Source organism: Halopseudomonas yangmingensis, from assembly GCF_900114825.1.
Lineage (GTDB): Bacteria > Pseudomonadota > Gammaproteobacteria > Pseudomonadales > Pseudomonadaceae > Halopseudomonas > Halopseudomonas yangmingensis.
Genome location: NZ_FOUI01000002.1, coordinates 297339 through 314990 on the forward strand (window position 1 = coordinate 297339; position 17652 = coordinate 314990).

Annotated in this window: 13 protein-coding genes; 1 reads left to right on the top strand and 12 read right to left on the bottom strand. The window is 58.8% G+C overall.

Features of this window, described 5'->3' with window-relative positions; all coding sequences use genetic code 11:
- Positions 1-139: 139 nt before the first annotated feature.
- Positions 140-973 carry a universal stress protein gene (locus tag BMZ23_RS03570; protein ID WP_177197209.1) on the top strand — a complete coding sequence of 278 codons (834 nt, stop codon included), beginning with the start codon at positions 140-142 and terminating at the stop codon, positions 971-973.
- Positions 974-1015: 42 nt separating this feature from the next.
- Here BMZ23_RS03570 and BMZ23_RS03575 read toward each other — a convergent pair whose 3' ends face one another.
- The 12 genes from BMZ23_RS03575 to BMZ23_RS03630 all read right to left on the bottom strand — a co-directional run bounded on the left by BMZ23_RS03575 (position 1016) and on the right by BMZ23_RS03630 (position 17616).
- A complete protein-coding gene (locus tag BMZ23_RS03575; RefSeq protein WP_093472815.1) occupies positions 1016-1798 on the bottom strand; it encodes a ParA family protein in 783 nt (260 codons plus the stop codon).
- A gap of 29 nt (positions 1799-1827) precedes the next feature.
- A complete protein-coding gene (hemE, locus tag BMZ23_RS03580; protein WP_093472818.1) occupies positions 1828-2910 on the bottom strand; it encodes a uroporphyrinogen decarboxylase in 1083 nt (360 codons plus the stop codon).
- 122 nt (positions 2911-3032) lie between these two features.
- Positions 3033-4451 (bottom strand): FAD-dependent oxidoreductase, encoded by a 1419-nt coding sequence (locus BMZ23_RS03585; protein ID WP_093472821.1) that lies wholly within the window; start codon positions 4449-4451, stop codon positions 3033-3035.
- A gap of 103 nt (positions 4452-4554) precedes the next feature.
- Entirely contained in the window at positions 4555-9003 is a 4449-nt protein-coding gene (gene gltB, locus BMZ23_RS03590; protein WP_093472825.1) for a glutamate synthase large subunit, read from the bottom strand.
- 370 nt (positions 9004-9373) lie between these two features.
- Positions 9374-10930 carry an AAA family ATPase gene (locus BMZ23_RS03595; RefSeq protein WP_093472829.1) on the bottom strand — a complete coding sequence of 519 codons (1557 nt, stop codon included), beginning with the start codon at positions 10928-10930 and terminating at the stop codon, positions 9374-9376.
- Positions 10920-12005, bottom strand: a complete 1086-nt coding sequence (aroB, locus tag BMZ23_RS03600) for a 3-dehydroquinate synthase (RefSeq protein WP_093472832.1) — start codon at positions 12003-12005, stop codon at positions 10920-10922. Before aroB ends, BMZ23_RS03595 begins: the two co-directional genes overlap by 11 nt.
- A gap of 56 nt (positions 12006-12061) precedes the next feature.
- Positions 12062-12586: a shikimate kinase AroK gene (aroK, locus tag BMZ23_RS03605; RefSeq protein WP_093472834.1), complete on the bottom strand. Its 525-nt coding sequence runs from the start codon at positions 12584-12586 to the stop codon at positions 12062-12064.
- Between the two features lie 5 nt (positions 12587-12591).
- A complete protein-coding gene (locus BMZ23_RS03610; protein ID WP_425431653.1) occupies positions 12592-14808 on the bottom strand; it encodes a type IV pilus secretin PilQ in 2217 nt (738 codons plus the stop codon).
- 21 nt (positions 14809-14829) lie between these two features.
- Positions 14830-15360 carry a pilus assembly protein PilP gene (locus BMZ23_RS03615; RefSeq protein ID WP_093472836.1) on the bottom strand — a complete coding sequence of 177 codons (531 nt, stop codon included), beginning with the start codon at positions 15358-15360 and terminating at the stop codon, positions 14830-14832.
- A complete protein-coding gene (pilO, locus tag BMZ23_RS03620) occupies positions 15360-15980 on the bottom strand; it encodes a type 4a pilus biogenesis protein PilO (protein WP_093472838.1) in 621 nt (206 codons plus the stop codon). The genes BMZ23_RS03615 and pilO overlap by 1 nt, the downstream gene beginning before the upstream one ends.
- Positions 15977-16552 carry a PilN domain-containing protein gene (locus BMZ23_RS03625; protein WP_093472840.1) on the bottom strand — a complete coding sequence of 192 codons (576 nt, stop codon included), beginning with the start codon at positions 16550-16552 and terminating at the stop codon, positions 15977-15979. Before BMZ23_RS03625 ends, pilO begins: the two co-directional genes overlap by 4 nt.
- Positions 16552-17616 carry a pilus assembly protein PilM gene (locus BMZ23_RS03630; RefSeq protein ID WP_093472842.1) on the bottom strand — a complete coding sequence of 355 codons (1065 nt, stop codon included), beginning with the start codon at positions 17614-17616 and terminating at the stop codon, positions 16552-16554. The genes BMZ23_RS03625 and BMZ23_RS03630 overlap by 1 nt, the downstream gene beginning before the upstream one ends.
- Positions 17617-17652 lie beyond the last annotated feature (36 nt).

Below are 17652 nucleotides of genomic sequence, written 5' to 3' on the forward strand. Positions count from 1 at the left end.
TTACATGTCGCAGCAGCATGCCCAACTGGCATGCCGGGGTCAATCAGCGACATTTTGTCTCGCTATAGGGTGACTGTCTCGGGGAGTTGCCATACTCTTGGTCAGATAAATTCCTTCTGCCCCCATGGAGTTCCGCCGCATGCCAACCATTTTGATGGCCACCGATCTCAGTCCTGAAGCCGATCTGGCCTTGCAACGTGCCTGCCAGGTTGCCAAACGTCTGCATGCTGATCTGCTGGTCGTGCATGCGGTGGACAGCTCCATGCCGCTGGTTGCCCAGGATCGCCTGTGCAAGGAAGCGCGCAGCCAGGTCGAGGAGCAAATAGCCCGCTGCCCACAGACCGCCGATTTGTCAGTGCGCATACTGGTCGAGTCCGGTCATATCACCGAGTGCATTCTGCGCACCGCCGCAGAAGAGGATGTGCAGCTGATCGTTCTCGGCCAGCATCACCAGAGCACCCCTGAGCTGTTTGTCGGCACCACGCTGGAGCGGGTCAGCCGCCTCGCCGCTGTACCGGTATTACTGGTGGCCCGTCAGGCCAATGATTACCGTCAGGGTGTTCTTGCACTTGATTTTTCCGCCTGCGGCAGCGCCGCCCTGCGCATGGCTTCGATGCTGGTCGATGGTGGCAAGTTGCAGGCCGTGCATATCTGTAATCCGCCGCTGAGCACCCGCCTTGGTGGCCAGCGGGCTCGCAGCAGCTACGCGGTGGAACAGCGAGCGACCCTGGAATACCTGATCAAGGACGAGCTGGAAACGCTGGAAATGCAGGGCATCACCAAGCCGGAAATCGGACTTACGCTGGCCGAGGGTGGCGTACTGGCGTCGCTGCTGGAAGAGGTAAAACAACAGCGCCCGGACTTTATTGCCCTGGGCAGCCATGGCCGCAGCGGCATTGGCGAGGCACTGCTCGGCAGTCTGGCGCTGGAGCTGCTGCGCCAGCCACCCTGTGATGTGCTGGTGGCCCGCTGAGAGTTAGCACTGAACAACAAAACGGGCCCGCGGGCCCGTTTTTCATTGGTCGCTGTCGCGCCCCTCAAGGTGGTCATGCAAGGCAATGAATTGCTGGGTCAGCTTGTGCCGGCCATCGAGAAAAATCAGCGGCGTGTTGACCTGATGCGACTCGCGCATGCGCACCGAGCTGGCCAGATGTACCGGCAACACCGGCAGCCCCTCGGCGACCAGTTCGTCAATCATCTGCTGCGGCAGGGTTGCACGCGGTTGGAACTGGTTGACCACGATGCCCTCAACCTGCAGATCCTCGTTGTGTTCCTCGCGAATGTCTTCCAGCTCACGCAGCAGGCCATACAGTGCCTGGCGCGAGAAGGCGTCACAGTCGAAGGGGATCAGGCAGCGATCGGCTGCGATCAGCGCGGATATAGTGTAGAAGTTGAAGGCCGGCGCGGTATCGATATAGATCCGCTCGTAGCTGCCCTTGAGTTCCTTCAGCAGCTTGCGCAGCTTCTGGATCTTGTAGCGCGACTCCAGCTTGTGCTGGAGTTCCGCCAGTTCCGGACTGGCTGACATCAGCCAGAGGTTCTCGAAGGGCGTCTCGCTGACATAGGACTCGGCCTTGCGGCTGAACAGGCTGGCCGACAGGGTTTCACTGAAGAAATCGGCAATGCTCAACGGCACATCGGCCAGTCGCTCACCCATCAGGTAATGGCTGGAGTTGGCCTGCGGGTCCAGATCGATCACCAGCGTCTTGTAACCGGCGGCGGCACTGACAGCGGCCAGATTGCAGGCGATGCTGGACTTGCCGACACCGCCCTTCTGATTGAACACCACGCGACGCATGTTTCTCTCCTTGAATGCGACGGCGCCCGTTACAGGGCTACCGCCGAGGGATCGTGATAAACCGCTGACAATTCGTGTACGGCCTCGATAAAGGCGCCAGCATGCGCCGGATCAACCTCAGGGGTAATACCATGCCCGAGGTTGAATACATGACCATTGCCTTTGCCATAGCTAGCTAGAATCCGCGCCACTTCCTCGCGGATCGACTGCGGGCTGGCATACAGCACGCTGGGGTCCATATTGCCCTGCAGCGCGACTTTACTGCCAACCCGCGAGCGCGCCACACCGATATCGATGGTCCAGTCCAGGCCCAGTGCATCGGCACCGGTGTCAGCCATGCTTTCCAGCCACAGGCCACCGTTCTTGGTGAACAGGATCACCGGAATCTTGCGACCCTCATGCTCGCGAATCAGCCCGGCAACAATCTTGCGCATATAGGCCAGCGAGAACTTCTGGTAGGCATCCGCCGACAGGTTGCCGCCCCAGGTATCGAAGATCTGCACGGCCTGGGCGCCGGCCAGAATCTGCCCGTTCAGATAGGCGATAACCGCGTCAGCCAGCTTATCCAACAGCAGGTGCATGGCCTGCGGATCGTTGTAGAGCATGGCCTTGCTCTTGCGGAAATCCTTGGAGGAGCCACCCTCGACCATGTAGGTCGCCAGGGTCCAGGGGCTGCCGGAGAAGCCGATCAGCGGCACCCGGCCATTCAGCTCGCGGCGGATGGTACGCACGGCATCCATCACATAGCCAAGGTCCTGTTGTGGGTCAGGGATTGGCAGGGCCTGAATATCCGCCAGCGTATCAATCCGCTTGCGAAACCGCGGACCTTCGCCGGTCTCGAAGTACAGGCCCAGGCCCATGGCATCGGGTATGGTAAGGATGTCGGAAAACAGGATGGCGGCATCCAGCGGATAGCGCTCCAGCGGCTGCAGGGTTACTTCACAGGCCATCTCGGGGTTCATGCACAGCCCCATGAAGTCGCCAGCACGAGCACGGCTGGCGCGGTACTCCGGCAGATAGCGTCCGGCCTGGCGCATCATCCATACCGGCGTGACATCCACGGGTTGACGCAGCAGGGCGCGCAGGAAGCGATCATTTTTCAGTTCGGTCATGGGGCTGGTATCCGTTTGCAGAATCAGCGGGCATTGTACCGACATTTACTGGGAAAGATCAGGCCCGGTGCGGCAAAGGGGCGCAGCGCGCCCCCATACAGATATGACAGCCCGTGCGCCCGTCAGACGTCCAGATAATCCAGAATGCCCTCAGCCGCCTGACGGCCTTCCCAGATTGCGGTCACCACCAGATCCGAACCGCGCACCATGTCGCCACCGGCAAACACCTTGGGGTTGCTGGTCTGGAAACGATAGCGGGCCTGTTCGGGCGCTACCACCCGACCCTGACTGTCGGTGTTGATCGCATGCTCGGTAAACCAGGGCGCCGGGCTGGGACGGAAGCCGAAGGCAATGATCACCGCATCAGCCGGCAGCACCTCTTCGGAGCCGGGAATCGGCTCGGGGCTGCGACGGCCATTGGCATCCGGCTCGCCCAGGCGGGTTTCCACCACCTTGACACCCTCTACCCGGCCGTCGCCTACGATGGCAATCGGCTGACGGTTGAACAGGAACTTCACCCCTTCCTCGCGGGCATTCTTCACTTCCTTGCGTGAACCCGGCATGTTTTCCTCGTCACGCCGGTAGGCGCAGGTAACCGACGCCGCCGTCTGGCGGATCGAGGTGCGATTGCAGTCCATCGCCGTATCACCACCGCCCAGCACCACCACACGCTTGCCCTGCATGTCGATAAAGTCCTCGGCGGACTTCTCGAAACCCAGATTGCGGTTGACGTTGGCAATCAGGAAATCCAGCGCATCATGTACACCCGGCAGATCCTCACCGGGGAAACCGCCCTTCATGTAAGTGTAGGTACCCATGCCCATGAACACCGCATCGTACTCTTCCAGCAACTGCTGCATGCTGACATCGCGGCCGATCTCGGTGTTCAGCCGAAACTCGATCCCCATGCCCTGGAAGATTTCGCGACGCCGTGACAACACCGGCTTTTCCAGCTTGAACTCAGGAATACCAAAGGTCAGCAAGCCACCAATTTCCGGATTGCGGTCAAACACCACCGCCTTGACCCCGGCCCGCGTGAGTACGTCGGCGCAGCCCAGACCCGCCGGGCCGGCACCGATAATCGCCACCTTGCGCCCGGTCGGCTTGACGTCGGACAGGTCCGGGCGCCAGCCCATGGCAAAGGCGGTATCGGTGATGTACTTCTCCACCGAGCCGATGGTGACCGCGCCAAAACCGTCATTCAGGGTACAGGCACCCTCGCACAGGCGATCCTGCGGGCATACCCGACCGCACACCTCCGGCAGGGTATTGGTCTTGTGGCACAGCTCGGCCGCCTCAAGGATGTTGCCCTCGGACACCAGCTTCAGCCAGTTGGGAATATAGTTGTGTACCGGACACTTCCATTCGCAATAGGGGTTGCCGCACTCCAGACAACGGTGCGCCTGGGTCGAGGCCTCCTGGGGCCGGAAGTTCTCCTGGATCTCCACATACTGGGTCTTGCGCTGGCGCAGCGGGCGCTTCTTCGGCTCCTGCCGGCCCACATCGATGAACTGGAAATCGTTGCTCAAACGGTCAGCCATTTTCTCAACCTCTCATTCGCATCGGCAGCGCAAGCTGCCGTGCAGCAATCCTCTCGGCCTGATGCCGGCACCCGCAGGCTGCCGGCACACTCGGGTCAGTCGCTTACTGCGGGCTGGCCATGGTGGTGGTCAGCAGCGAGCGCAGACTGGCGGCTTTCGGCTTGACCAGCCAGAAACGCCGCACATAGTTGTCCAGATCCTCCAGCACCTCGGCACCCCAGGCACTGCCGGTCTCCGCCACATACTCCTCCAGCACGCTGGCCAGGTGGCTGCGGTAGGCCTCCATAGGTTCGCCGGTAATCCGCTGCAGCTCGACCAGCTCATGGTTGAGCTTGTCGAAGAAGCTGTTCTCCAGGTCGAGTACGTAGGCAAAACCGCCGGTCATGCCGGCACCGAAGTTGTAGCCGGTCTTCCCCAGCACACAGACCAGACCGCCGGTCATGTACTCGCAGCAATGGTCGCCGGCACCCTCGATCACCGCATGGGCTCCCGAGTTGCGCACAGCGAACCGCTCGCCGGCAGTGCCGGCGGCAAACAACCGGCCACCAGTGGCACCATACAGACAGGTGTTACCGATGATCGCGGTCTGTTCGCTGCGGAACGGGCTGCCGGCTGGCGGTACTATCACCAGTTTGCCGCCGGTCATGCCCTTGCCGACGTAGTCGTTGGCATCCCCTTCCAGGTGCATGTGCAGGCCGCCCAGGTTCCATACCCCGAAGCTCTGACCGGCAGTCCCCTTGAAGCGGAATACCACCGGCGCCTCAGCCATTCCCTGATTGCCATGCCGCTTGGCAATCTCGCCGGAAACCCGGGCACCAATCGAGCGATCACAGTTGGTCAGCGGCAGACTGAACTCGCCGCCGCTCAGTGACTCGATCGCCGGCAGCGCCAGCTCAACCATCTGTTCGGCAGTGTTGCCCGGATCGAACGGCGGGTTGCGCGGCACCTGACAGAACTGCGGCTTGTCCGCCGGTACCAGGTCGCTGCCAAGCAACGGGCTCAGATCGAGGTTCTGCTGCTTGCCGGTGCTGCCGGGCAGCAGTTCGAGCAGATCGGTACGCCCGATAAGCTCTTCCAGACTGCGCACACCCAGCTTCGCCAGCCACTCACGGGTTTCCATGGCGACATAGGTGAAGAAGTTCATCACCATTTCCACAGTGCCAATGTAGTGGTTATCGCGCAGTTGCTGGTTCTGCGTAGCGACCCCGGTAGCGCAGTTGTTCAGGTGACAGATGCGCAGGTACTTGCAGCCCAGCGCGATCATCGGCGCAGTACCGAAACCGAAGCTTTCCGCCCCGAGAATCGCCGCCTTGACCACATCCAGACCGGTCTTCAGACCGCCATCGGTCTGCACCCGCACCTTGCCACGCAAATCATTGCCACGCAGGGTCTGATGCGCCTCGGACAGGCCCAGCTCCCAGGGCGAACCGGCATACTTGATCGAGGTCAGCGGCGAAGCACCGGTACCACCGTCATACCCGGAAATGGTGATCAGGTCGGCATAGGCCTTGGCCACACCGGCAGCGATGGTCCCTACGCCGGGCTCGGCCACCAACTTGACCGATACCAGCGCCTGCGGGTTGACCTGCTTGAGGTCATAAATCAGCTGGGCCAGATCCTCGATTGAATAGATGTCATGGTGCGGCGGCGGCGAAATCAGTGTGACGCCGGGCACCGCATAACGCAGCCGGGCAATCAGCTTGTTGACCTTGCCACCCGGCAACTGGCCACCCTCGCCGGGCTTGGCGCCCTGGGCCAGCTTGATCTGCAACACCTCGGCGTTGACCAGGTACTCGGCAGTTACCCCGAAACGTCCGGAGGCCACCTGCTTGATCTTCGAGCTGCGTACGGTGCCATAGCGTGCCGGGTCTTCCCCGCCCTCGCCGGAGTTGGAGCGCGCACCCAGCCGGTTCATCGCCTCGGCAATTGCCTCATGGGCCTCGGGTGACAGCGCGCCCAGCGAGATGCCCGCCGAGTCGAAACGCTTGAGAATCTGCTCCAGCGGCTCAACCTGGTCCAGCGCCAGAGGGGTCGCCGCCTCGCGCAATTGCATCAGGTCACGCAGTGCCGCCACCGGTCGCTGATTGACGATGGCCGCGTACTGCAGGTACTTGTCGTAGCTGTCGCCCTGCACCGCATCCTGCAGTGCGCGCACCACATCCGGGTTGTAGGCGTGATACTCGCCGCCGTGCACGAACTTCAGCAATCCGCCCTGCTGGATCGACTTGCGCGCACTCCAGGCCTCGGCCGCCAGCAATGCCTGCTCGGCCTGCAGGTCACAGAAACGCGCCCCCTGAATACGGCTCGAGACGCCACGGAAGCAGCGCTCCACCACTTCCTCGGACAGTCCGACCGCCTCGAACAGCTGGGCACCCCGGTAGGAAGCCACGGTGGAGATACCCATCTTCGACAGTATCTTCAGCAGGCCCTTGGCGATGCCCTTGCGGTAACTTTTCATTACCTCGTAGACATCACCGATGATCTCACCGGTGCGGATCAAATCGCCCAGCACCTCATAGGCCAGGTAGGGATAGACCGCGCTGGCGCCAAAACCGATCAGTACGGCGAAGTGGTGCGGATCACGTGCAGTGGCAGTTTCCACCAGAATGTTGCAATCACAACGCAAACCTACGGCAACCAGATGATGGTGTACCGCACCCACCGCCAGCGAGGCATGCACCGGCAGTTTGCCTGGCTCGATGGCCCGGTCACTCAGCACCAGCAGGGTCTTGCCGGCCCGTACTGCCGCTTCGGCCTCGGCGGTAATGCGCTGCAGCGCTTCCTCCAGCGGCTGCTCGGCCGGTGCGTTCAGCTCGATCAACTGGTGGGCAAAACCCGGTCGCTGCAGTTCAAGGATATTGCGCCACTTGGCTGGTGACAGCACCGGCATGGTCAGGATCACCCGATTGGCATGCTCGGCGGTTTCCTCGAACACATTTCGCTCGGCACCCAGACAGGTTTCCAGCGACATCACCACGGCCTCACGCAGCGGGTCGATGGCCGGGTTGGTGACCTGGGCAAACTGCTGGCGGAAATAGTCATACACCGAACGCACCCGGCTGGACAGCACTGCCATCGGCGTGTCATCGCCCATCGAACCGACTGCTTCCTGGCCATTCTCACCCAGCGGACGCAGCACCTGATCACGCTCCTCGAAGCTGACCTGGAACATCTTCATGTACTGGTTCAGACGTTCCGGCTCAAGGAAGTCACTGCCATGGTCTCGGTCATCCAGTCGCCCCTGCAGACGCAAGGCGTTCTCCTTCAGCCACTTGCGATAGGGATGGCGCGACTTCAGCCGGTTGGCAATTTCATCGGTATGCAGCAGCTCGCCGGTCTGGGTATCAACGGCAAGTATCTGGCCGGGCCCCACTCGGCCCTTGCTCACCACATCCTCCGGCCGGTAGTTCCACACGCCGATTTCCGAGGCCAGGGTGATATAGCCGTTCCGGGTAATCACGTAACGTGCCGGGCGCAGGCCATTGCGGTCAAGCATGCACACCGCATGGCGGCCTTCGGTCAGCACCAGACCCGCCGGGCCGTCCCAGGCTTCCATGTGCATCGAGTTGTATTCGTAGAAGGCCCGCAAATCGGCGTCCATGGTCTCGACGTTCTGCCAGGCCGGCGGGACTATCATGCGCACCGCACGGAACAGATCCATGCCACCGGTCACCAGCAACTCCAGCATGTTGTCCATGCTCGACGAGTCTGATCCGGTGACATTGACCAGCGGCGCCAGCGACTGCAACTCAGGCAAAACCGGATTGACGAACTTGTTGCGCCGCGCGTGTGCCCAGTTGCGATTGGCGGTGATGGTGTTGATCTCGCCGTTATGCGCCAGCAAGCGGAACGGCTGCGCCAACGGCCACTTCGGCAAGGTATTGGTGGAGAAGCGCTGGTGGAATACGCAGATTGCCGTCTGCATGCGCTGATCAGCCAGATCCGGGTAGAAGCTGGCCAGATCGGCCGGCATCATCAGGCCCTTGTAAGAAATCACCCGGTTCGACAGGCTGCAGACATAAAAATTCTCGTCGTCCTGCATGGCAATTTCTGCCTTGCGCCGCACGCAGAACAACCGGGTGGCGAACTGCTGTTCGTCCAGCCCTTCACCGGAAACAAACAGCTGACTGATATGCGGCATGCGTTCCAGCGCCAGAGGCCCCAGCACCGAATCATCCACCGGCACCTCACGCCAGCCCAGCAACTGCAGCTGCTGATCTGCCACTGCAGCGGCAAAGGCATCACGGGCACGCTGCTGGGCCTCGGCACTACGGCCACTGAACAGCATCCCAACGGCATATTGCTGCGGCAGACTGACAGACAATTGCTCCTCGGCAACCGCACGCATAAAGGCATCCGGCATCTGCAGCAACAGGCCGCAGCCATCACCGGTCTTGCCATCAGCATTGATGCCGCCGCGGTGTGTCATGCAGGTCAGCGCCTCAATGGCTGTCTGCAGCAAATGATGGCTGGGGTATCCATGCATGTGGGCAATCAGACCAAAGCCACAGTTGTCCCTGAACTGTTCAGGCTGATACAGACCTGCTTTCATAGACTCGACTCTCTGTAACGGATCACGGGCTGGCTGCTGGCCGCACCACAGCGGCGCACCGACCAGTCAGCCTCGAATTGGAGCACGATTGTAGCTGCCGAATGTCGTGCTCACAAATTTTTTTGACGCATTTACGAATTTAAATGTCGTTAAAAAGAAAGCTTTTATTGCATGACAGCGAACCAAAAACGTGCAGCACTATCGCGTTGCGCACCGATGTGGTGCGAAGCATCTTCAGGGCGCCCTAATATGGCACCGGGATCGCACACTGGCTGCCATTCACGCACCCTGACAGCACATTCCAAGCAAGAAAAAGGCCACCTTCAAGGTGGCCTTTGGGTTATGTGTCGACGGGTACCGACGGATCAACTCAGGGCAAGGCCTGCTGAACACTGCCGATACTGCGCGGCCAGGGGGACTGGCGGCGCAGGTTTTCTGGAAGTTTTGCTATCGCTTGCTGCGCGCGCTGACGATCCGCATACACACCTTGGGTCACCACATACCAGGGCTTGCCCTCATGGGTAGTCTCAAGCAAAGCCAGATCACTCAACTGACGGTGCTGTGCTGCAAAATCCAGTGCGGCCTGACGCGAACGACTGCCCAGCAACTGCAGAACATACTCATTGGCTTTGCGCTGCCGGTACCAGTCAGCGCCGTGCAAGCCACCTGCTGGCGCAACAGTGCGCGCCGGAGGCTCGTTTGTACGAGCAGCTGGAGCTGGAGCTGGAGTTGGAGCGGCTGCAGGCTGACTGGCCGGCGGCTGTGCCATAGCTGCTGGCACTGCTGCCGGCACAGGTTCCGCAGCAACAACCGGCGCCACCGTCGCAACAGGTCTGTCTTGCGGCGGCGCAACCACATCCGGCTCAGCATCAACCTCAGGAAGTACGGGCGGCGGCACAGGCTCACTGACCACATCCGCCGCCAGTGACTCTTCCAGCTCATCCTCGGCAACCGCCTGCAGCGCAGCCGCCTGACCTGACTGCACAGGTAACGATGGCTGCGGCGGCGCTTCCATGCTGGCCTCCACCACCGGTTCTGGCAACTGCAAGACGGTTCTGGCCGGCTCCTGCGGTGTATCCCCCATCCGCCAGGCAATCAGGACGCCGACACCCACCAGCACCAAGGCAGCCAGTGAACGCCATGGCATCGCTGGCAGGCTACGCGCAGCTGCGACCGGCTCGTCTTCTGTAGCCAGCAACTCTCTGGCCAGCTCATTGATACGGCCATGCCAGCCCTCGCTGTGCTCGTGCAGCCACTCAAGCTGGGCTTCATCGAACAACTCGATACCCTGCCCTGCCGCCTCAAGCCTTTCGGTCAGATAAACGGCCATTTCGCCGGCATCCAGAGGCTTGAGCAAAATACGCTGCAACCAATCGCCGTCCAACGGGGATTCCACTTGGAGCAGGAGCCGCTCGACAGCTCCATCTGCAAACAAAAACAGGCGGACACCGTCCTTTTGACCCGCTCCAGCCACATCGAGCAACATCTGCAGCGCAGCGGCAGTCAGCAACTGCGCATCATCCACCACCAGCCAGACCTGCATGCCGGTGCGCGCAAGATTTTGTGCGGCTTCCAGTAATGCCGCCTCATCGCGACCGGAAACACCCACCGCAAGGCAGGCATGGGCCAGCAACTGCTCTGCATCAGGCATGTCTTTTCCAGACATAACAACTGATTGCACGCTGTTCTTGTCGCTACTGACAACCAGTGCCTGTCTCAACAGCGTCTTGCCGCTTCCCTCAGGGCCGCTGACCAGAACAGGCCGGTCGCCAAAGCGAGCAAAGTGGTGTAGCTGCGCAAGTACTTCCTTACGCTTTGGCTGGAAAAAACGAAATCCGGCAGGCCGCGGAGCAAACGGATCATGTTTGAGCTGAAACCTCTCCAGCCAGTCCTCGGTAGCTGCAAAGGACTGCATATCATCGCGCATTACAGGCGTGCTCCAGAGTTGAAATCAATGCTTGCGGGGCAAACTCACCGGTTACCACCGCCTCTCCCAGCTGTTTCAAAAGAACCAGCCGTAATTTTCCGTCCATCACTTTCTTGTCTACGGACATATGCAACTGATAGTCGGCAACCTCCATGCCCTCAGGAGAGGAAACCGGCAAACCCGCAGCCGAAATCAGGCTGATTGCGCGCTGCTGATCCTGCTGTGTTATCCAGCCAAGTCGACGGGAAAGATCGGCAGCCATCACCATACCGGCGCCTACAGCCTCTCCGTGCAGCCAACGGCCATAACCGAGATGAGCTTCAATGGCATGCCCAAAGGTGTGCCCCAGGTTAAGAATGGCGCGGACGCCGCCTTCACGCTCATCGGCGGCTACCACCTCGGCCTTGATCTCGCAGGAACGTACGATCGCATGAATTACCGCCGCGGCATCCAGCGTGCGCAGTTTTTGCATGTTCTGTTCAAGCCATGCCAGAAAACCGACGTCCCGAATCAACCCGTACTTGATGATCTCGGCCAGGCCCGCGCTTATTTCTCGCGCCGGCAAGGTGCGAAGCGTATCGGTATCCATGATTACTGCCTGAGGCTGGTAAAAAGCACCAATCATGTTCTTTCCGGCAGGGTGATTGATCCCGGTCTTGCCACCCACGGATGAATCAACCTGTGACAACAGCGTAGTAGGCACCTGAATGAAATCCACGCCGCGCTGGTATATCGCCGCGGCAAAGCCCGTCATGTCGCCCACAACTCCGCCGCCCAGCGCAAGCAGACAACACTTTCGATCGAATCTGGCTTCCAGCAAAGCGTCCAGAATTTGCTGCAGAACCGACCAGTTCTTGAAGGCCTCTCCGGTAGGCAACACCACAGAAATAACGCGCAACCCTTCCAGCTGGCGACTGACGGCCTCAAGATACAGAGGCGCTACCGTATCGTCAGTAACGATACAGACTTGTGAACCCTTGATATGGCTGCGCAGCAGGTCTCCACGCGTAATGAGACCCGCTCCGGCAAGAATTGGATAACTGCGATCGCCAAGATCAACCGAGATTTGCTGCATTATGTTCTCCCCTGCAAGGGGGACAAGAATACAACAGCCAGCGCCGAAAGGCTGCGTCAAAGCGCAGTACCGGCATCCTCGCGCAAGCGTGTAACTATGCTGGAAACAACACCCTTGGGGCCGCGCTGGTCTGTATCTATTACCAGGTCAGCAATTTCTCGATACAAGGGATCCCGTCTGGCCATCAGCTCGCGCAGCACCCTTTCCGGATCTGGCGTTTGCAACAAAGGCCGCTGGCGGTCCTTGGCCGTGCGCTGCAACTGCTGCTCGACACTGGTACGCAGGTACACCACCAAGCCATTGCCTTTCAGGGCATTGCGGTTGCTTTCACGCATTACCACGCCGCCACCGGTCGCCAGCACAATACCCTGCTCATGAACCAACTCGTCGATCATTGCTTCTTCGCGAAGACGAAAGCCTTCCTCGCCTTCCACATCGAATATCCATGGGATATCCGCACCGGTACGCGCTTCAATTTCGCGATCCGAGTCCTTGAAAGGGACGCCCAGTTCCCGGGCAAGAAGACGCCCGATGGTGCTTTTACCAGCACCCATCGGGCCAATCAGAAACACATTGTGCAAACAGGTTACCTGGCTATATTTACAGCGCCGTTATTGATGATTTTGGGTGTCAGGAAGATAAGAAGCTCTTCCTTGTTTTCAACACTTGTATCCTTACGGAACGCTCTGCCAACAATCGGCAAATCACCCAGGAAGGGAACTTTTTGCTGACCCTTGCGATTCTGGCTGGCAAATACGCCACCAATCACAATTGTTTCTCCATCCCCCACCAGAATCTGTGCACTCACTTCATTACGATCAATGGTTGGCGTACCCAAGACTGTTCTGCTGAAGTCAGCTTCATCCTTGGTAATAACCACATCCATTATCACCTGATTGTCCGGCGTAATTTGTGGCGTCACTTCCAGAGACAAAACCGCCTCTACGAAAGTTACCGAAGTCGCACCACTGGAACTGGATTCCTGGTAGGGAATATCCTTACCTTTCAGGATACGGGCAGTTTCCTTGTCCGAGGTCACCACCTTGGGCTGAGAGATAATCTCGCCGTGGCCAGTGCTTTCCATGGCAGAGAGCTGAAGATCCAGAATCGCATTATTGGTGATAAAACCGATGCCGATGCCCGAGGTGGCATTCAAGACGCCCAGATCAACAAAGGGAGTATTGAAAGGAACCTCTGGAATACCGATAAACCCGGCGGTTGTTCTTGAAACTTCACGAGAATCACCAGTCACAGGATCAGTTACAGTAATCGGGTTTGGATCTTCAACAACTCCCATGTTTCCATCTTTGCCATAAGCATTAAAACGCTGCCCCAGATTGACATTACCGCCCCAACGCACACCAAGCTCCTTGTCAAAGCCAACGCTGGCTTCAACAATCCGCGCCTCGATCATCACCTGACGAACCGGAATATCCAGTTGCGTGACAATGCGGCGAAGCTCATCCAGCTTGTCCTGCGTTTCCATTGCGATAATGCTGTTGGTGCGCTCATCCACAGTAATGGACCCACGCTGCGCCTGCCCCTCAGCTGCGACCACTGACTGGAACAGCTTGGCGATATCCACCGCCTTGGCATAGTTGACCTGAATCAGTTCGCGGCGCAGCGGTGCCAGTTCGGCAATCTGCTTCTGCGATTCAAGCTCCTGACGCTCACGGGCAGCGATCTCAGCCGCCGGAGCAACCAGCAGCACATTGCCAACCTGCCGTTTGTCCAGACCCTTGGTTTTCAGAACCAGATCCAGCGCCTGATCCCAAGGCACGTTCTGCAGACGCAAGGTAATACTGCCCTCAACGGTGTCACTGGCCACCAGATTCAGATCAGTGAAGTCTGCAATCAGCTGCAGCACCGAACGAACTTCAATCTCCTGGAAGTTCAGTGATAGCTTTTCACCTGTATAGGCGAAGGCATCGGCACGACGCTGCTCGACCTCGACCCGACTGAGCGGCTTGAAGCTCACAGTCAGGCGGTTGTCCGTCTGATACACCAGGTGCTCGTAGAAACCGCTGGGTTCGATATTGATCACGCTATCCTTGCCGCTGGTGCTGGCATTGATAAAGTTGACAGGAGTGGCGAAGTCCTTCACATCCAGTCGAACACGAAGCTCATCAGGTAGCTGGGTATCGGCCAATACAAGCCTTACACGCCCGCCCTGCTCCTGAACATCCACCCGGATTGAGGGGTCGGAGAGATCGATGATTACATTACCTTCTCCCAGTTCGCCGCGCTGGAAGTCCAGACTACTTACCGCGCGACCTGTAACTGCACGCGCAGCAACGGCAGGCTGCTCAGAATCACGCCAGTTACCTGCCGTAACGGCTGGCGGGGCAACCGGAGCGGCAGCGGTTTGCTGTGGATAGCCGGGTGCCGATGCAGCACCGACCATCACATAGAGGTTATTGCCTTCGGCACGAGTGGTGTAGGGCACCAGATTGGTCAGATTGACGATCAACCGGGTACGCTCATTCGCTTCGACGATAGTAAGGCTTCGGGCATTACCCAAACCCAGCTCCCGGTTGCGCGTTCCAAGCTGATTGGACACACCGGGAAGATCCAGCGCAATTCGCGCCGGCTGCTCAATGGTGTAGCCTCGCGGCACATCCACAACCGGCTCGTCAAAGGTGAGCTTCAGCTCGACCCGATCACCCGGCAGGGAAGATACATCGAGGTTTTTCAGGTTGGCCGCCAAGGCCATCGGGCTCAGCAGCGCGATTACTGCTGCAAGGGTAAACTTCCTGGTCAGAGGCATCTGAGTGCGTTCCACGCGTGACTGTTTGCAGTTCATTTTGTTCTCTCCCTGGTTGATTTATCCGCGCTCAGACAAGCTGAGAGTCCGCGGGCGCTCTAACCAACCGCCTTCACCATCCGGGACTATTTCCACGACTTCGATTGCATTTTCGTTGATGCCGATAATGCGCCCATGATTACGTCCGAGGTAATCCCCGATTTTTACACGATGAACACTGCCGGCACCCCGAACCAGGCCCTGCATGCCGACAGCGTTACTCAATGTACCCACCATATCAAAGGTTTCGATGTTGAAGCCTTCAAGGAACTGACGCGTGCGGCTTTCATCCGGCTGAACATCGCGGGTGCCGCGCTGGCGTTGAGTGATATCGATCCGTACCGGCACCTGAAACGGATTTCTCATGTCCGCCGCTGTGTAGGTAAAGGATTCATAAGGCTTGAAACGTGGCAGCGGCTCAATACTGCCAGCCGGGCGTGCGCGTGTTTCTTCCATGAATGCCTGCAAGTCGCTGAAATCGCCTCCGCCACACCCCGTGAGCAACAGCATGGGCGTCAATGCAAGCGCGGCGAACTGATTGCGTGCTGCCATCACTGAGCCTCCTGTGCGTCACTGTAGCGGTAGGTTTTGGCCTGGATATTCATTTTCAAAGGAGCGGAACCGGCACTCCCGACCTGAATATCAAAGTCGTGCAGTGTCACAATCCTCGGCAATCCGGAGACGCCACTGACAAAGGTTGCCAGGTCATGATAATTGCCCTGAACCACAATATTGATTGGCAGCTCAATGTAGAACTGCTGGGCTACTTCCTGACCCAACGTAATCGATTCGAACTCAAGCCCGCTGTTCAGACCGATCTGGGTGATATCCTCCAACAAACCGGGGACTTCGGTATCGCTGGGCAGTTGACGCAACAAAGAACCGAAACGCTCCTCGATTTCTTCAAGCTGAGCCTTGTAGGCATCCAGGTTGGCCGCGCGGAACGACTTGCTGGAAAACTCGTTTCTCAGCGTCTGCTCTTGTGCCCGGGAGGTCTCGAGACCGGCCTGCAGATCCTTCAGATGGAACTGGTAACCCAGACCAAGAAGGGCAATCAGCACCACCGCAAGCACGATGACCTTGAGTGCGCCAGGCCAGGATCCAATATTGTTGAAGTCAAGATCGTTTATATCGATCTTCTTCAGGCTTTCCAGTGATTTGGCAAGACTCATCGCGCGTCTCCCTCTGCATCCTGCGACTGGGGTGCGGTTTGTTGCACTGTCAGCTCAAACACATTGGCCTGATCCAGCTGACCGGAAGTAACAGCTCTTACAGCAGTGAGGTTCGGCGATGCCAGCCACTCGGAAGCATCCAGCTGTCGCATCAGGCTTGACACCCTGCTATTGGACTCAGCTGCCCCCTTGATTGCAACCGTCTTGCCTTTCATGCCCAGTGTGGTGAAGTGCACACCATCCGGCAGCGTTCGGACCATCTCGTCAAACACCCGCACAATGATGGGACGGTTACCCTGAAGATCCTGAATGATCTTCATACGGTCAAGCATCTGGTTACGCCGGGCCTGCAACTGTTCAATCTCGCGAATGCGGCTATCCAGCAACTGGATTTCCTTGCGCAGCAACTCGTTGCGGGCGTTCTGGTGATCAATCTGGGCGTTCAGCTGGCGGTCTGCCAGAAATACCAGCGCACACCCCAGCACCAGAACCAACACCAGCGTGGTAAGAAACTCTTTCTTGCGCTCTTCCCGGAGCTGCTCGCGCCAGGGCAACAGGTTAATCCGTGCCATCAGTCGAAACTCCTCATTGCCAGTCCGCAAGCGATCATCAAGGCTGGCGCGTCATTACTCAGGGCGACCGCATTGACCTTGTTCGAGAGGGTCATGTTTGCAAAGGGATTGGCAACCAGCGTGTTGGTACCGAGCTTCTGCTGGATCATCTGATCAAGACCGGGAATGGAGGCTGTGCCACCGGCCAGAAGAATGTAATCGACGTCGTTATACTGTCCGCCAGCAAAGAAGAACTGCAACGCCCTTGAAACCTGCTGAACCACTGCATCCTTGAAGGATGTCAGCACTTCACTTTCGTAGTCGTCGGGCAGACCACCCTGCTTCTTCGCCAATCCAGCCTCTTCCTGGGACAAGCCGTAACGCCGCTGAATTTCATCAGTGAGTTGCTTGCCCCCGAACAGCTGCTCGCGGGTGTAGATGGTGCGCCCCTGATTCAGCACGCTAAGGGTCATCATGGTGGCACCGATATCAATCACCGCCACGGTGAGATCCTTTCGACCACCTTCCAGCTGATCCAGAACCAGCTCGCAGGCACGTTCCATGGCGTAGGCCTCAACCTCGACAACCTTGGAACCTATACCCGCCATTGCCAGTGCCGCTTCGCGAATTTCGACATTTTCACGTCGGCAGGCTACCAGCAACACCTCGACACGCTGGGGATTACGGGGGGACGGTCCCTGAACCTGGAAGTCGATGGCGACCTCATCGAGCGGATAGGGAATATACTGGTCCGCCTCGTACTTGATCTGCTCTTCCATCTGGTCGTCATCAAGGCCGGCATCCATCTCGATGATCTTGGTGATCACCGCAGAACCGGCTACCGCCACCGCCGCTTGACGCAGCGACGTTCGCGAGCGTGCCAGAACCTTCTCAAGGGCCTGCCCCACACCCTCGAGCTCGACGATGTTCTTCTCCACCACAGCGGTAGCCGGCAAGGGCTCCACCGCATAGGCTTCGACCTTGAAGCGACCGCCTGACCGGCTGAGCTCTATCAGTTTCACGGTAGTGGAACTGATGTCGATGCCCAGCAGCGCATTTGTTTTTTTCTTGATGAGCCCTAGCACAGCCAATTTCCTATCAGCATCCGACACTTACGGACG

What these genes read in the sequence shown, in the direction of transcription:
- hemE (WP_093472818.1), bottom strand. Translation starts at nt 2,910, where the DNA reads ATGACCGAACTGAAAAATGATCGCTTCCTGCGCGCCCTGCTGCGTCAA.
- BMZ23_RS03585 (WP_093472821.1), bottom strand. Translation starts at nt 4,451, where the DNA reads ATGGCTGACCGTTTGAGCAACGATTTCCAGTTCATCGATGTGGGCCGG.
- BMZ23_RS03625 (WP_093472840.1), bottom strand. Translation starts at nt 16,552, where the DNA reads ATGGCACGGATTAACCTGTTGCCCTGGCGCGAGCAGCTCCGGGAAGAG.
- gltB (WP_093472825.1), bottom strand. Translation starts at nt 9,003, where the DNA reads ATGAAAGCAGGTCTGTATCAGCCTGAACAGTTCAGGGACAACTGTGGC.
- aroB (WP_093472832.1), bottom strand. Translation starts at nt 12,005, where the DNA reads ATGCAGCAAATCTCGGTTGATCTTGGCGATCGCAGTTATCCAATTCTT.
- BMZ23_RS03615 (WP_093472836.1), bottom strand. Translation starts at nt 15,360, where the DNA reads ATGGCAGCACGCAATCAGTTCGCCGCGCTTGCATTGACGCCCATGCTG.
- BMZ23_RS03575 (WP_093472815.1), bottom strand. Translation starts at nt 1,798, where the DNA reads ATGCGTCGCGTGGTGTTCAATCAGAAGGGCGGTGTCGGCAAGTCCAGC.
- BMZ23_RS03610 (WP_425431653.1), bottom strand. Translation starts at nt 14,808, where the DNA reads ATGAACTGCAAACAGTCACGCGTGGAACGCACTCAGATGCCTCTGACC.
- pilO (WP_093472838.1), bottom strand. Translation starts at nt 15,980, where the DNA reads ATGAGTCTTGCCAAATCACTGGAAAGCCTGAAGAAGATCGATATAAAC.
- BMZ23_RS03570 (WP_177197209.1), top strand. Translation starts at nt 140, where the DNA reads ATGCCAACCATTTTGATGGCCACCGATCTCAGTCCTGAAGCCGATCTG.
- BMZ23_RS03595 (WP_093472829.1), bottom strand. Translation starts at nt 10,930, where the DNA reads ATGCGCGATGATATGCAGTCCTTTGCAGCTACCGAGGACTGGCTGGAG.